This window comes from Parabacteroides timonensis (assembly GCF_900128505.1).
GTDB classification, from domain to species: Bacteria; Bacteroidota; Bacteroidia; order Bacteroidales; family Tannerellaceae; genus Parabacteroides; species Parabacteroides timonensis.
Map to the genome: position 1 here is coordinate 3417866 of NZ_LT669941.1, position 15035 is coordinate 3432900.

The 15035-nt window shown below is 43.9% G+C and carries 15 protein-coding genes; 9 read left to right on the plus strand and 6 right to left on the minus strand.

Going from position 1 to position 15035, the window contains the following annotated elements; genetic code table 11:
• Positions 1–158 precede the first annotated feature (158 nt).
• The 4 genes from BQ7394_RS21395 to BQ7394_RS21410 all read right to left on the minus strand — a co-directional run bounded on the left by BQ7394_RS21395 (position 159) and on the right by BQ7394_RS21410 (position 4804).
• Positions 159–1184 (minus strand): FecR family protein, encoded by a 1026-nt coding sequence (locus BQ7394_RS21395; protein WP_075559265.1) that lies wholly within the window; start codon positions 1182–1184, stop codon positions 159–161.
• A 184-nt stretch (positions 1185–1368) separates the two neighbouring features.
• Positions 1369–1950, minus strand: coding sequence for an RNA polymerase sigma-70 factor (locus BQ7394_RS21400; RefSeq protein ID WP_075559266.1), 582 nt, complete (start codon positions 1948–1950; stop codon positions 1369–1371).
• 241 nt (positions 1951–2191) lie between these two features.
• Positions 2192–3646: an aminoacyl-histidine dipeptidase gene (locus tag BQ7394_RS21405; protein ID WP_075559267.1), complete on the minus strand. Its 1455-nt coding sequence runs from the start codon at positions 3644–3646 to the stop codon at positions 2192–2194.
• 144 nt (positions 3647–3790) lie between these two features.
• Positions 3791–4804, minus strand: a complete 1014-nt coding sequence (locus BQ7394_RS21410; protein WP_075559268.1) for a lysylphosphatidylglycerol synthase transmembrane domain-containing protein — start codon at positions 4802–4804, stop codon at positions 3791–3793.
• Between the two features lie 95 nt (positions 4805–4899).
• On the opposite strand from BQ7394_RS21410, the gene rsmA reads away from it, so the two are divergent.
• The 9 genes from rsmA (at position 4900) to BQ7394_RS21455 (ending at position 12589) form a co-directional block, all read left to right on the plus strand.
• A complete protein-coding gene (rsmA, locus tag BQ7394_RS21415) occupies positions 4900–5703 on the plus strand; it encodes a 16S rRNA (adenine(1518)-N(6)/adenine(1519)-N(6))-dimethyltransferase RsmA (protein WP_075559269.1) in 804 nt (267 codons plus the stop codon).
• 21 nt (positions 5704–5724) lie between these two features.
• Positions 5725–7431 carry a phosphoethanolamine transferase gene (locus BQ7394_RS21420; protein ID WP_075559270.1) on the plus strand — a complete coding sequence of 569 codons (1707 nt, stop codon included), beginning with the start codon at positions 5725–5727 and terminating at the stop codon, positions 7429–7431.
• The gene (gene mgtE, locus BQ7394_RS21425) at positions 7428–8774 is read left to right on the plus strand and encodes a magnesium transporter (RefSeq protein ID WP_075559271.1); all 1347 of its coding nucleotides are present in this window, start codon (positions 7428–7430) and stop codon (positions 8772–8774) included. Before BQ7394_RS21420 ends, mgtE begins: the two co-directional genes overlap by 4 nt.
• 120 nt (positions 8775–8894) lie before the next feature.
• Positions 8895–9245: a CidA/LrgA family protein gene (locus BQ7394_RS21430; protein WP_075559272.1), complete on the plus strand. Its 351-nt coding sequence runs from the start codon at positions 8895–8897 to the stop codon at positions 9243–9245.
• Positions 9238–9936: an LrgB family protein gene (locus tag BQ7394_RS21435; RefSeq protein WP_075559273.1), complete on the plus strand. Its 699-nt coding sequence runs from the start codon at positions 9238–9240 to the stop codon at positions 9934–9936. The genes BQ7394_RS21430 and BQ7394_RS21435 overlap by 8 nt, the downstream gene beginning before the upstream one ends.
• A gap of 169 nt (positions 9937–10105) precedes the next feature.
• The gene (gene efp, locus BQ7394_RS21440; protein ID WP_075559274.1) at positions 10106–10672 is read left to right on the plus strand and encodes an elongation factor P; all 567 of its coding nucleotides are present in this window, start codon (positions 10106–10108) and stop codon (positions 10670–10672) included.
• 68 nt (positions 10673–10740) lie between these two features.
• Positions 10741–11427, plus strand: a complete 687-nt coding sequence (radC, locus tag BQ7394_RS21445) for a RadC family protein (RefSeq protein WP_075559275.1) — start codon at positions 10741–10743, stop codon at positions 11425–11427.
• Positions 11428–11498: 71 nt separating this feature from the next.
• A complete protein-coding gene (locus BQ7394_RS21450) occupies positions 11499–11816 on the plus strand; it encodes an SUF system Fe-S cluster assembly protein (protein ID WP_075559276.1) in 318 nt (105 codons plus the stop codon).
• On the plus strand, positions 11813–12589 hold the full coding sequence (locus BQ7394_RS21455; protein WP_075559277.1) for a UDP-2,3-diacylglucosamine diphosphatase: 777 nt from the start codon (positions 11813–11815) through the stop codon (positions 12587–12589). The genes BQ7394_RS21450 and BQ7394_RS21455 overlap by 4 nt, the downstream gene beginning before the upstream one ends.
• Positions 12590–12688: 99 nt before the next feature.
• Here BQ7394_RS21455 and BQ7394_RS21460 read toward each other — a convergent pair whose 3' ends face one another.
• Together BQ7394_RS21460 and pta are read right to left on the minus strand one after the other, a co-directional pair.
• Positions 12689–13888, minus strand: a complete 1200-nt coding sequence (locus BQ7394_RS21460) for an acetate/propionate family kinase (protein ID WP_075559278.1) — start codon at positions 13886–13888, stop codon at positions 12689–12691.
• 24 nt (positions 13889–13912) lie between these two features.
• Complete coding sequence (pta, locus tag BQ7394_RS21465; protein ID WP_075559279.1) at positions 13913–14929, minus strand: phosphate acetyltransferase; 1017 nt, start codon at positions 14927–14929, stop codon at positions 13913–13915.
• Between the last annotated feature and the right edge of the window lie 106 nt (positions 14930–15035).

Below are 15035 nucleotides of genomic sequence, written 5' to 3' on the forward strand. Positions count from 1 at the left end.
AGATTTTCAGTTAAACTTTATCGTCGAACATTCAATATAGGACGATAGGTTAATTAATTTTCAACAGATGGACCTAACCAACATACATCTGTTTCCTTTCTTTAGCGATAACATTCTTTTTATATTCCCATAAGCAGTACATTTTAAAAGTTAGACATCTATTTTTTCGGTATTATATATACTTTCTTTCCTCTTATTTCATACTTTATCGGAGCAATGAGACTCATTGCTTCCATGACCTCTTCAATACTCTCGTTCCGGATCGTAAAAGAAAGACGGATAGAAGCAGCGAACTTCTCCGGACATTCGATATCCATATTATAGCGGCCTTCCATACTGATCAAAATATCGGATAGATAATCTTTATCAAATACCAAACGATCTTTAATCCAATCGGCATATAAAGCAGCTTTCGCATCTTCAACAGAAGAGACCCGATCTATTTTTCGGTACTCAAATAACTCGTTCGGTTTCAGATAAACCGGTTCTTCTATAGTCTTTCCCGAAATTTTTACACTACCGTTTAATAATGCGGTTCGCACAAATTCACCGGAAGAGTAGCTATTTACATTAAAGCTAGTACCCAGTACCTCTACATCTATCTCTCCGGCTTGTACGATAAAAGGCTTTTTCGCATCTTTCGCAACTTCGAAATAGGCTTCACCTTCCAAAGTAACCAACCGCCTGTCGCCGGCAAATTGATCCGGATAAGTCAGTCTGGTTTCTGAGTTCAGCCAAACAACCGATCCGTCCGGTAGTGTAAACTGTCCTTTGCTTCCTTCTGCCGTTATCAGTTGATTTTGTACTGTGAAATCATCAGCCGAATGTTTCCTCCAACTGCCAATGCCATAGCCTATCCCCAATAAAAGCAATAATACAGCAACACCTCGTGTCCAACGTAAAACGAGCGATAAAGATTTTCGCTTTGCATGCGATGCTTTTTCTATTTGTTCCTGCGCCTGTAAAATCCGTTTTTTCAATTTCTCTAAAGCGATATCTACCTCCAACTCGTTGCCGGCTGCCACATTACAGGATAACCATAGGTCGCGGATTGCGGTGAAATCATTCCGATTACTATCTGCTTGTTTCAGCCATTGAAGCAGCAATTTCTTCTCTTCCAATTCTGCCGAACCGTCTAAATAGCGTATTATAATTTCGTTTATATCGTTTGTATTTTCTTTCATTATAAATTCTTTATATTAGTAATACAAAAAAGGGAGATTTTACCCTACCCCCCTTCTGAAAAATTTTATCCGGATAAAAGAAAAATCAGCTAGTATACGTAATTCGACAAGCCGTTTTCACCTGTTTCATGCTTATGAAACAGGCACTTTACTATAAAAAAAATTTGTTCCGGTACAAAACTGCTTAACGAGAACACATAAAGGCCAGTATCAATAATGGGAATAAATCTTTACGGACAAGATGCTCTTTTAAACCGTAAAGAGCTTTGCTTATCTGCTTTTCAACGGCTTTTATACTAATACCCAATTGCTCTGCGATCTCACGATTTTTCAATCCATAGCTCCGGCTTAGCATAAATATTTTATGGCATTGAGGGGGAAGAGTGTTTATATAAGACATAATTTCTTCTTCAAGTTCTTTCAATAATAAACTCTGCTCAGAATTTTGCATATAGGAAGATACATACTGATCCAAAATATCCGTTTCCCTTTCTGAGTCCAAAGAACATACATTCTGGTGTTTTTTATTCAGCGCATTCAGGGAGTGTGTATAAACAGCTCTGAAAAGATAGGACTTTACAACGACATCCTCAAAACGGATACTTTCACGTCGTTGCCAAAGTTCAAAAAAGACATCCTGTACGATATCTTCAGACAAGTCCTTGTCATTCACAAAACGGAAAGCATACGCCTGTAACGGCTTATAAAAGCGTTTAAACAAAGTTTCCAACGCCATAAAATCTTGAACATATCCTTCTGACGACATGAATTTACAGCTTTATAGAAGACAAAAATAATGATATTTCTTATTTACCACTGGTAGAAAGATAAGAAATATTAAAATATCTACAAGTGACAAAGATTGTTTGCAGTACAAAATGATATGAATACTATTTTGAGAAAACAAAAGAAGCTGCCTGTAAATAAACCGTATCCCAAAAGTTAGACAAAAAACTTTTGGGATACAACTTAAAAAGGAAACTTCTTTAAGTATTATCTTAATTAGATCAAATTCTTTCCAGCGTAGCAACAATGAAATCCCACACCTTCTGCACAGACGGAATATTCACCCGTTCGTCCGGAGAATGGGGATATTCCAGATCCGGACCGATAGAGATCATATCCATAGTAGGATAAGACTCCTGGATAATACCACATTCCAGACCGGCATGCATCACTTTTACCGACGGTTTTTTACCGAACAACTCTTCATAAGTCTGTGATGCGACCTTTAAAAGTGGTGAATCGATATTCGGCTGCCAACCGCCATAAGCACCGCCATATTCTACTTTCGCTCCTGCCAGAGAGAATACACTTTCCAGGCTGGAACATACGGAAGCCTTACGACTTTCGGAAGAACTGCGTACCAATATCTTTATCTCGATCAGTTCATTGGAAGATCTCACTATTGCCAGGTTAGACGATGATTCTACTGTACCCGGGAAATCAGACAACATACTGATCACGCCATTCTGACACCCTTCTATTGCATTGATCAGATCGTCCTGTATCTCTTCCGGTATCAATGTCGCAGGCAGATCGGTCATATCGGCTACGAAGCTGATGTTATTCTCAATACCTTTATATTCTTCACGGAACATATCCTGATAGTCAGCCACCAGTTCCCACAATGATTCCACATTATCACCGGGAATCGTCACCACGGCAAACGCTTCACGCGGAATCGCATTACGAAGCGAGCCACCTTCGATCGAAGATAAACGGGCACCGTAATCACAAACCGCCTCTTTCAGGAAACGGAACATCAATTTATTGGCATTGGCACGTCCCAGATGAATATCCACCCCGGAATGACCGCCTTTCAAACCTGTCAGGCTCAGCTTAACAGCAACATCGCCTTCAGGAATATACGTATCTTCTTTAAACTGCACGGAGATGTTCAGGTCTGCCCCGCCAGCACAACCGACGAATAGTTCACCTTCTTCCTCCGAGTCACAGTTAATCAATGTTTCACCTTTCAGGAAACCGGGCTTCAATCCGAAAGCACCGTCCATCCCTTCCTCTTCGTCTATGGTGAAAAGGGCTTCGATCGGACCATGCTTGATCGTTGTATCGGAAAGTACAGCCATAGCAAAGGAAGCGCCGATACCGTTATCGGCACCTAGAGTGGTTTCACGGGCTGTCACCCAGTCGCCATCTATGTAAGCATCGATCGGATCAGTAAGGAAATCATGCTTTATGGAAGAATTTTTCTGGGGAACCATATCAAGGTGCGATTGCAGGATAACGGTTTTATGTCCTTCCATCCCTGAGGTTGCAGGTTTACGGATCAGAACGTTTCCAACTTCATCCCGCAAGGTTTCCAATCCCAATCCTTTACCAAAAGCTTCTACATAACGGGTAACTGCTTCCATATGTCCTGTAGGACGAGGGATTTGTGTGAGGTCATAGAAATAACCCCAGACATGCTGCGGAGAAAGATTCTTGATTTCTGCTGACATAGTTTCTTCTAAGTTGACAGTTGACAAGTGACAGTTGACAGATAAATGCCAAGAGAGACATTGACAACCAGATTAATAAATAATATATAGTAACAAACTTATTCCCAAAAGGATTACCGCACGGAGTTTTTTAACTGTCAACTATTATTTGTCAACTGCCAACTCCACCTTATTATCCCTGTTGGTAAGCGGCAATGCCACAATACCGAACAGACCACATATCACCGTCCAGGCAGTCTGAACCGTGTGAACCACAAGGGCGAAAGCAGCAGCATCATTTTCATTGACGCCAAAACATACCAGCGTTGCGATTACCATAAAATGCCATGCGCCGATACCGGCCTGCACAGGGACAGCTACACCGATACTACTCATGGTAAAAGCAATCAGTCCGACAGTTATCCCCAGGTCGCGTGTAAAGTCGAAAGCATAGAATGTGATATAGAAATAACAGAAATAACCACCCCAAATCAACAACGTCTGCAATAGGAAACGTCCTTTCTGCTTGAGTAACCATATACTCTTCATTCCATCCCACACATTCAGTAACAAAGACTTTGCTTTCTGAACCAGCGTAAAGTTACTCATATATTTGAAAACAAACCAAATTCCGCCAACTAAAATTACAGCCCCCACATAAATCCATATAGAATCGAACATGGTACGGAAGCCGTCCAGCAACGCCGGATTCCTGGCGAAGAAGCTGACAAAGAAGTCGAAATTAAAGATAAAGATCAATAAAGTGATCGATCCGACCACGATCGTATCGCTTACGCGGTCTATCAGGAGAGTCCCCAACAGCTTGGTAAAAGGGATCTTATCATATTTGGTAATAATACCGCAACGCCAAACTTCACCTACACGGGGAAGCACCATGTTTACCGCATAGTTTCCTAAAACAGCATAGATTATATTGCTCATTTTAAAACGCTCGCCCAACGACGAAATAAGCAACCCCCAGCGAAGCCCGCGAACCACATTGGCAAACAGACCGAACAATAAAGAGACCAGGATGATATCATATCTCACACCCTCGCGGATTACTCTCCATATCTCGGTAACATCCATATTACTATACAAGAACCAAAGCAGCAAACAGCCAAAAGCTAAGGGTAGAAATATCTTGACAAACGTTTGTAGTATACTTTTAAAATTCATTCTACGTAGGATACTTTAAATTATTTGTTGTATTTTTGTGCACCCGCAAAGATAAGCATTATATTTTAATACGAATACTTTACATCAAAAACCGGATGAGATTAGTTAAACCGAAAAAAGCTTTAGGACAACACTTCCTGAAGGATTTACATATCGCTCAGCGTATAGCCGATACACTTAGCGACTACAAGGATTTACCTGTTTTGGAGATCGGTCCGGGGATGGGCGTACTAACGCAATATCTGCTGGAAGCCGGTCACGACCTGACTGTGGTGGAGCTGGATATGGAATCGGTAGATTACCTCGAACAGAACTTCCCTGCCCTCGAAAGACGTATCCTGGCTGAAGATTTCCTGCGGCTGGATCTTTCAAAGCTATTTCCCGGTCAGTTCTGCGTCATTGGTAATTATCCATATAATATATCCAGCCAGATATTCTTCAAGGTACTCGATTTCAAAGAGCATGTACCTTGTTGCTCCGGCATGATACAAAAAGAAGTGGCCGAACGACTGGCGGCCGGCCCCGGCAGTAAGACATACGGTATATTAAGCGTATTGCTGCAAGCCTGGTACACGGTAGAATATCTTTTCACGGTGAGCGAAACCGTATTCGACCCGCCTCCAAAAGTGAAAAGTGCCGTGATCCGGATGATCAGAAACGACCGAAAAGAGCTCGGTTGTGATGAGAAATTATTCAAGACAGTCGTCAAGACCTCTTTCAACCAACGACGAAAAACGCTCCGCAATTCGATGAAGCCGTTGTTGGGAAAAGATTGTCCGGATTATGCCTTGCCTATTTTCGATAAACGGCCTGAACAATTATCAGTCGAGCAATTCGTTGAATTAACATTAATCACCAACAAGTGGTTGCAACAAACGGGGACAATACAGAAAGAATAAAAACAGCACAAAAAACAACACATGAAACCAATAGGAAAAATAATCCGGGCGCTATTTCCATCTAACAATTACGGATGGATATTCCTGTTGTTTTTCCTGCTTCTTTTGCCAAACTTTGTGGTGATGTTCCGATCGAGCGACCTGGCCGGCGATATAATGAAGCAAATTGCCTATCTGTTTTTTTCCTGCCTGATATTGTTCGTTCCGGCCTTATTGTTCAAAGCAAAAACATATTTCACGTTATCGAGCATATTCCTGTTATTCAGTCCGATCGAGATCGGACATGTTCTACTCAATAAAATGCCGATATCCATCGGATTGATGTCGGCCATCCTGAATACGAACAACCAGGAAGCCTTTGAGCTTATCTACTCATTGAAGGGATATGTCATCCTCTTCCTTCTGATCCTCATCCTCTATTACTGGATATTATTTACTAAGATAGAAAACAAACCGATACTTTCAGGACAGGGAAAGATTCTTGTATTCAGCCTGTTCACCCTTTTCAATATCGCTTTATGGCTGATGATGTGGAAGATGTCGGATTATACCGACGGGGCGATCTACCGCTTGCGTGCCGCCAACTCGAACTTCAGCATGAAATATAAAAAGGTCTACCCCTGCGACCTGATCGCTGCTACTGCCGAAGTAATAGGTATGGAACGTGAAATCGGGGAAATGCAGGAACAGCTGAAAGACTTCTCCTTCGAGGCCGAACGGGAGGATACGATACCGGGTAAAGAGATCTACGTACTGGTGATCGGAGAATCCAGCCGCTACGGCAACTATGCGTTAAACGGATACAACCGACCTACTACCCCGTTGCTCGATAAACAGGAAAACCTGGTGTCTTACAGTAAGGTGCTCACGACATCCAATCTGACCAACATAGCTATCCAGCAAATACTGACCCGGGCAACACCCGACAAGCCGGATATAGCTTACAAAGAAAAAGCACTGCCCGAGGCCTTTATAGAATGTGGTTTCAACACGGCATGGCTGGCCAGCCAGTCGTCGAGCGACCGTTTTGTAAAACGTATTACGGCCGATATGGACTACACGTTCTTCTCCACCACCGATTTTGACTCTGCCGATAATTACGACGGAAAACTATTGCCCCACCTCGACTCAGTGTTGAGCCTGGACAAGCAAAGGCAACTGATCGTCATCCATACATTGGGTAGCCATTTCCGTTATAATGCCCGGTATCCGGAATCTTTTTGCCGTTTCACACCTTCACTGCACGAGAATACTGGGTACGACGTAGTCAGCCCTTCAAACAAGGAAGTACTGGTCAACAGCTACGACAATAGTATCTGTTACACCGACTATGTATTGAACGAGATCATCCGGAAGGTGGACGACCAAAAGGCCGTCAGTGCTGTTGTCTACCTGTCCGACCATGCTGAAAATCTCTACGACGACGCACGCAACCTGGCAGTGCACGGCAATACGGAACCGTCTATTTACGAGTTGCATATTCCGTTATTTATATGGACTTCCACCGCCTACCGGACCGTTCGCCCGGAGAAAGCGGAAGCAATAGAAAATCATAAAGAGAAAAAAGTAAGCACATCCAATCTGTTCCATTCATTCCTCGACATTGCAGGCATACGCTACGACGGCAATAACAAGGAACAAAGCTTTGCTTCGCCGGAATTCAGAGAAGACAGTGTATGGTATATACTAACACCGGACAAACGTCTGATTAAGAAAAGTGACTTATGATTGAACTGACGAAAGACTATATCGAAAATCTGAAAAGTATCATTTCCGAAAAAGATGATGCCAAAGCACAAGCGATGCTCCATGACCTGTATCCGGCTGATATTGCCGAGTTATACCAGGAACTGAATCTGCAGGAAGCAATCTATCTGTATCTGTTGATGGATGGTGACAAAGCGGCTGACGTTTTGATGGAGTTGGACGAAGAAGACCGTCATAAGTTACTGAAAGAACTACCCAACGAGCTGATCGCCAAACGCTTCGTCGACAACATGGAAACCGACGATGCTGTAGACCTGATGCGTGAGCTGGATGAAGATACGCAGGAAGAGATCCTTTCGCATATCGAAGACGTGGAACAGGCGGGTGACATCGTCGACCTGCTGAAATACGACGAAGACACCGCCGGTGGTTTGATGGGTACGGAAATGATCGTGGTCAACGAGAATTGGAGTATGCCCCAGTGTATCGAAGAGATGCGTAAGCAAGCCGAAGACATGGACGAGATCTATTATGTTTATGTAATAGACGACGACGAACGCCTAAAGGGGGTTCTCCCTCTTCAACGGCTGATCACCAACCCTTCCGTTTCCAAGATCAAGCATGTCATGAAGAAAGAACCGATCTCGGTACGTGATAGCGACAGTATCGAAGAAGTAGCCGAAACGATCGAGAAGTACGACCTGGTGGCTTTGCCGGTAGTAGACAGTATCGGACGCCTTGTCGGACGTATCACGATCGACGACGTAATGGATGAAGTTCGCGAACAACATGAACGTGACTACCAGTTGGCATCCGGTATCTCGCAAGACGTGGAAACTTCAGATAACGTATTTACCCAGACGGCCGCCCGCCTTCCTTGGTTATTGATCGGTATGATTGGCGGACTGGCTAACTCGGTGATCCTCGGTGGTTTCGAAGGGAACCTGGCAAGCAATCCGAAGATGGCGTTATTTATCCCATTGATCGGTGGAACAGGAGGAAATGTCGGTATACAATCGTCTGCTATCGTGGTACAAGGCCTGGCCAACAACTCTTTGAAGCAGGATAATATTCTCCCGCAGATATTAAAGGAAGGCATCGTTGCACTTATCAATGCCAGCATTATCAGTCTGGTCGTATTTGTTTACAATTTCTTTATGCTGGGAGACAAAGGTATCACAGCCTCGGTTTCATTGAGTTTGTTTTCCGTCGTCATGTTTGCCAGTATTTTCGGCACTCTGGTCCCGATGACACTCGACCGCCTGAAAATAGATCCGGCATTGGCTACCGGCCCGTTTATCACAATCACCAACGACATCATCGGCATGATGATTTATATGTTTATATCTTCGGCGTTAACATAAAAACGAAGTCTGGTCGAGCACCCAGTTTGTTACACAGATTTATGTTAAATCGATATGTTGTAGAACATATTTGATACAAAGCTGTTATCTTTGCAGAGTCTATTAAAACAGCAAAGAGATATGCTAAAACAAGCATTTTACATTCTGTTCTTCTATTTTACCGGAGAATTCATCAGCTCCTTTATCGATGGCTTCATCCCCGGAAGCGTGATCGGTATGATATTATTATTCCTGGCATTGGCTTTCAAACTGGTAAAACCTGCAAATGTTAAGAAACTGTCGACCATACTGACAGAAAACATGGGATTGTTTTTCCTTCCGGCAGGTGTCGGACTTATGACTTCGCTGGGTGTTATATCGCAATATTGGGCAGTCATTCTTACCGCATCCGTTGTCAGCACCATTTTAGTAATTGCCAGTGTCGCACTTATCCAGCAAAAACTAGGCAAGGAGGGCGGAAGTAATGAATAATCTGGTACAATCGGAAATATTTGCACTCACATTGGTAATCGGTACTTACCTGGCTGCACTGGCCTTATATAAGAAAACCCGTATCAGCCTTTTGCATCCGTTACTGACCTCCATCCTCGTTATTATTGTCGTTCTGAAGACAATGGGTATAGAGTATGAGTCTTTTCAAAAAGGCAGTCATCTGATCCATTTCATGCTGGGTCCGTCGGTTGTTGCATTGGGATTCGTACTCTATGAACAGATGCAGTATCTGAAAGGGAATGTAATCTCTATCCTTACCTCGGTATTCGTCGGGGCAATAGTCGGGATTGTAAGCGTTATCGTGATAGGTGACCTTATGGGAGCCGACCAGGCATTGATCGCCACTCTCCAACCCAAATCCGTAACGACTCCTATTGCTATGGGTATTGCCGAAAAGGCCGGAGGAATACCTTCACTAACGGCTGTCATCGTAGTTGCAGTAGGTATATTCGGCAGTATCGTAGGCCCATTCGTCATGAAAGTGTTAGGAATAGAGAGTCGAATTGCCAAAGGTCTGGCCTTGGGAGCATCCTCGCATGGCGTAGGAACTTCAGTCGCTATACAGATCGGAGCTATTGAAGGAGCGCTGAGCGGATTAGCCATCGGACTGATGGGAATCATGACTGCTATTCTGGTTCCCGTGATCAGTTTTATCATTTCCCTGTTTTAGGAAATTCTTCCTCCGGATACCATTCACGTATCATATCAGACTGATTTGCAACTCTTTTCTAAACAAAAAGAATGCTACATGTTGGTATTTTAAGAGGAAAACACTACTTTTGTACCCGGAAATGACCGAAGACAACTCAAAAAATCATTATAAATAAAAAATATATCGTATGATCAATTCACAAGACATTAAAAACGGAACGTGTATCCGCCTGGACGGGAAATTGTATTTCTGCGTTGAATTTCTTCACGTAAAACCAGGAAAAGGAAACACTTTCATGCGTACCAAACTGAAAGATGTAGTAAAAGGTGGTATCCTTGATCGCCGTTTCAATATCGATGAAAAACTGGAAGACGTACGCGTAGAACGTCGTCCTCATCAATATACATACAGAGAAGGCGAACATTATCATTTCATGAATCAGGAAACTTATGAAGATGTAATCATCGACAAGGCCCTCATCAACGGTGTTGATTATATGAAAGAAGAAGAGATCGTTGATGTAGTTTCTGACGCTTCTACAGATACAGTTCTTTTCGCCGACCTGCCTGCTAAGGTTCAATTGAAAATCACTTACACAGAACCGGGTGTAAAGGGCGATACTGCTACTAATACATTGAAACCTGCTACAGTTGAAACAGGTGCAGAAGTTCGTGTTCCGTTATTCATCAATGAAGGTGAAATTATCGAAGTAAACACAGCGGACGGTTCCTATTGCGGACGTGTTCGTTCATAATATTTGACGTTTATAAGGGATGATACGGTGTATCGTCCCTTATTTTTTTCTTACCAAAATACATCGCTATGAAAATAAAAGAATGGGCAGAGGAAGACCGCCCACGTGAAAAAATGCTACTCAAAGGTGTTACATCCCTCAGTGATGCCGAACTCCTGGCCATCCTCATCGGTTCAGGCAACAGCAGTGAAACGGCTGTCCAACTTTCACAACGTATCCTCAACAGCGTAGACAACAACCTGAATGCATTAGGCAAACAGGCGATCCATGACCTGGTCTCCGGATTCAAGGGAATCGGTGAAGCCAAAGCAATTACCATTTGTGCAGCCCTTGAGATAGGGAAACGGCGTAACCTGTCCGATCCTATACTGCGCAACAGCATCCGGAGCAGTATCGATGCCTACAAACTCTTCCATCCGTTATTATGCGACTTACCATACGAAGAATTATGGGTTGCACTGACCAACCGTGCCGGGAAAGTGATCAGAAAACACAGGATCAGCCAGGGTGGGACGGGAGAAACGTCTGCCGACCTCCGCATCATACTCAAAACAGCGATCAATGCACTGGCCTCGGGGATTATCCTTTGTCATAATCATCCGTCCGGGAACACACATCCCAGTTCGCAGGACGATATCCTGACCAGACGTTTGGAAAAAGCGTCAGACTTGTTGGAGATAAAGCTGACAGACCATATCATCATTGCCGACGGCAGCTACTTCAGCTATGCGGATGAAGGGAGACTGGGGTTGTAAAACATTTTCTCTTTTCTACGGTTTAGTATATAGAAGATATTAATGTATATTTGCATTCAAATTAAAAGAAGATGAACAACGAATTCCTCCAAACAGAAGAAGCGATTGTCGCCATGCTGAAGACTGTATACGACCCGGAGATTCCGGTCAACGTATTTGATCTCGGCCTGATATATAAAGTTGATGTAGACGACGAAAAGAACGTCCGTATAGATATGACCCTGACTGCCCCTAATTGCCCGGCAGCCGATTTCATCCTGGAAGATGTACGCATGAAAGTAGAATCGGTAGACGGTGTGAACAACGTGGAAGTCAACCTCGTGTTCGAACCGGAATGGGATAAAGAAATGATGTCGGAAGAAGCTAAACTGGAACTCGGTTTCTTATGAATCCTTCGCGGAAGAAAATATATTTTGCATCGGACGCCCACCTGGGCGCCCGCTTTCACAAAGACCCGCTGGCAGTCGAGAAAAAACTCGTTCGCTGGCTCGATAGCATCAAGGAAGATGCACTGGCAATCTATTTCCTGGGAGACATATTCGACTACTGGTATGAATATAAATATGTAGTACCCAAAGGTTTTACCCGTTTTCTAGGGAAACTCGCCGAACTGTCGGACAGCGGTGTAGAGATTCATATATTTATCGGCAACCACGATATCTGGATGTTCGATTATCTTCCTAATGAGATAGGAGCAACCATTCACCGGGATGTATTAACTGTCGACATACTAGGTAAACGTTTCTTCCTGGGGCACGGTGACGAAGTAGATTACCGTAGCAAAGCATTCCGTTTTATCCGCGCTCTTTTCCGCAATAAATTCTGTCAATGGTTGTATGCCGGCATTCATCCCCGTTGGACATTCGGTTTTGCTCTCCGCTGGTCGTTGAGCAGTCGCAAAAAAGGGCTGGAGAAGCACAAGACATGTGAATCTCCCGACTATCAAGGGGAAGAGCACGAATATATGGTTCTCTTTGCCAAAGAGTATCTGAAAACACATCCGGATATCAACTTCTTCATTTTCGGCCACCGTCACATCATGCTCGACCTAATGCTCTCACGTACTTCCCGCCTACTGATAGCCGGCGACTGGATGAGACTGTTCTCCTATATCGTATGGGACGGGGAAAACCTGTTCCTTGAACAGTTCGAAGCAGAATAACTTCACATAACGGCATAAAAAAAGACTGCTCCAACCGGTGTCGGAGCAGCCTAAACACTAATCCTGTGTTTTGTAAGCTGTGAGGACTAGTACTATTTATTATTTACCTAATATATCCATTGTATCGGAAGCAATCATATATTCTTCGTCGGTAGGAACAACGATAATTGTTACCTTACTGTCCGGAGTACTGATCACCATTTCTTCACCACGCATGCCTTCGTTCTTCTGAACGTCGATCTTCATACCCATGTATTCCATGTTTTCACATACAACACGACGGGTAGCCCACTGGTTTTCACCTACACCACCGGTCCATACCAGGATATCGCAACCACCCATGGCAGCAGCATAAGCACCAATGTATTTCTTGATACGGTAGTTATAAACATTCAGAGCCAGAATAGCACGTTTATCGCCTTCAGCAACAGCAGCTTCGATCTCACGCATATCGGAAGAGATACCAGAAAGCCCCTGAACACCGCTCTGTTTGTTGATCAGATCGGATAAGCCTTTCGCATCCAGTTTTTCTTTATCCATGATAAATGAAAGTGCACCTGCATCCACATCACCGCAACGGGTTCCCATCAGCAGACCTTCAACCGGAGTCAATCCCATGGAAGTATCTACGCTCTTACCGTTATTAACAGCAGCGATAGAACCACCGTTACCTACGTGAGCTGTGATGATCTTCTGTTCTTCGTAAGGAACACCCAGGATTTCGCAAGCACGTTTTGACACGTAGCGATGGCTTGTTCCGTGGAAACCGTAACGACGGATACCATATTTCTTATACAAGGAATAAGGCAGCCCGTACATATAAGCATAATCCGGCATTGTCTGGTGGAAAGCAGTATCGAATACCCCCACCTGACGAATACCCGGGATCAATGCGCTCATGGCACGGATACCTTTCAGGTTTGGTGGGTTATGCAGCGGTGCCAGGTCGATACACTCAACCATTTTACCAATCACTTCCGGAGTAATTTCCACACTTCCGCTGAATGCTTCACCACCGTGTACTACACGATGACCTACAGCGTCAATTTCGTTAAACGACTTGATACAGCCGTATTTTTCATCTGTCAGTACGCTCAGGATAAACTCAATAGCCGCATTGTGTTCCGGCAATTCTTTATCCAGAATAACCTTCTTACCGTCCGGCTGAGTGAATTTCAGGAAAGAACCCGGCAGACCCAGTTTCTCCACCCCCCCCTGTGCAAGTACTTCATGTGTGTCCATATTGAACAACTTGTACTTTACAGACGAACTTCCGCAATTTAAAACTAATATCTTCATATCTTTTTGTTGTGTCTTTTTTCTTTATTTTTTGGCAGCTTTCAAACCGATCGACTGATTGCTTGCAATAGCAACCATCTTATAGATATCGTCTACTGAGCAACCACGGGAAAGATCGTTCACCGGAGCAGCCATACCCTGAAGGATCGGACCTACGGCCTCTGCATCACCCAGACGCTGAACCAGCTTATAAGCGATATTTCCAACTTCCAATGTAGGGAATACGAGTACGTTAGCCTTACCTGCAACTTCGCTGCCCGGAGCCTTCAATGAAGCAACCGATTCTACCAGAGCTGCATCAGACTGTAACTCACCATCGATCTTCAGTTCCGGTGCCATTTCTTTAGCCAGACGAGTAGCTTCAACTACTTTGTCTACCATTTCGTGAGAAGCACTTCCTTTCGTAGAGAAGCTCAACATAGCCACACGAGGTTCTACACCTACGATATCGCGAGCTGTTGCAGCAGTAGCCACAGCAATACTAGCCAGTTCGGGAGCAGTCGGATTCGGCATCACAGCACAGTCGGCAAATACAAGGAGACCATCTTTTCCATATTCCGGTTTCTTTGTAAACATAAGGAATGCACCCGATACACAACTCATGCCCGGAGCTGTCTTAACGATCTGCAAAGCAGGACGAAGCACATTACCTGTCGTATTCTGTGCACCGGCAATTTCGCCATCGGCATCACCAGCCTTGATCATCAGGCAAGCCAGGAACAAAGGATCTTCAACAAGGACAGCAGCCTTTTCAGGTGTCATACCTTTTTTCTGACGCAATTGGAAAAGCAGATCTGCATAAGCAGCTTTCTTTTCATGATCTTTAGGGTCAACAATAGTAGCCTGTCCGATGTGGTTCAGACCGTAATTAGCTGCCAAAGAGGAAATCTCTGCCGGATTTCCAATCAGAATGATGTCGGCAACTCCATCGGCCAGTAAACGGTCGGCGGCTTTCAATGTTCTTTCTTCTGTTCCTTCGGGAAGAACAATACGCTGCTTGTCAGCTTTAGCGCGTGCAATAATCTCTTGCATTAAGTCCATAGCGGAAGATATTTTTTATAGTATTTAGTAATTGCTACTGTTTGCGGCTACAAAAGTAGACAAAATGCAACATAGAGTTTGCAAAAAGCACAAACTATTTGCAACC

Bases quoted from the DNA above. Each gene is read 5' to 3' on its own strand.
- mgtE (WP_075559271.1), top strand. From the start codon at position 7,428: ATGATTGAACTGACGAAAGACTATATCGAAAATCTGAAAAGTATCATT.
- BQ7394_RS21400 (WP_075559266.1), bottom strand. From the start codon at position 1,950: ATGTCGTCAGAAGGATATGTTCAAGATTTTATGGCGTTGGAAACTTTG.
- rsmA (WP_075559269.1), top strand. From the start codon at position 4,900: ATGAGATTAGTTAAACCGAAAAAAGCTTTAGGACAACACTTCCTGAAG.
- pta (WP_075559279.1), bottom strand. From the start codon at position 14,929: ATGGACTTAATGCAAGAGATTATTGCACGCGCTAAAGCTGACAAGCAG.
- BQ7394_RS21455 (WP_075559277.1), top strand. From the start codon at position 11,813: ATGAATCCTTCGCGGAAGAAAATATATTTTGCATCGGACGCCCACCTG.
- BQ7394_RS21460 (WP_075559278.1), bottom strand. From the start codon at position 13,888: ATGAAGATATTAGTTTTAAATTGCGGAAGTTCGTCTGTAAAGTACAAG.
- radC (WP_075559275.1), top strand. From the start codon at position 10,741: ATGAAAATAAAAGAATGGGCAGAGGAAGACCGCCCACGTGAAAAAATG.
- BQ7394_RS21435 (WP_075559273.1), top strand. From the start codon at position 9,238: ATGAATAATCTGGTACAATCGGAAATATTTGCACTCACATTGGTAATC.
- BQ7394_RS21420 (WP_075559270.1), top strand. From the start codon at position 5,725: ATGAAACCAATAGGAAAAATAATCCGGGCGCTATTTCCATCTAACAAT.
- BQ7394_RS21430 (WP_075559272.1), top strand. From the start codon at position 8,895: ATGCTAAAACAAGCATTTTACATTCTGTTCTTCTATTTTACCGGAGAA.
- BQ7394_RS21405 (WP_075559267.1), bottom strand. From the start codon at position 3,646: ATGTCAGCAGAAATCAAGAATCTTTCTCCGCAGCATGTCTGGGGTTAT.
- BQ7394_RS21395 (WP_075559265.1), bottom strand. From the start codon at position 1,184: ATGAAAGAAAATACAAACGATATAAACGAAATTATAATACGCTATTTA.
- efp (WP_075559274.1), top strand. From the start codon at position 10,106: ATGATCAATTCACAAGACATTAAAAACGGAACGTGTATCCGCCTGGAC.
- BQ7394_RS21450 (WP_075559276.1), top strand. From the start codon at position 11,499: ATGAACAACGAATTCCTCCAAACAGAAGAAGCGATTGTCGCCATGCTG.
- BQ7394_RS21410 (WP_075559268.1), bottom strand. From the start codon at position 4,804: ATGAATTTTAAAAGTATACTACAAACGTTTGTCAAGATATTTCTACCC.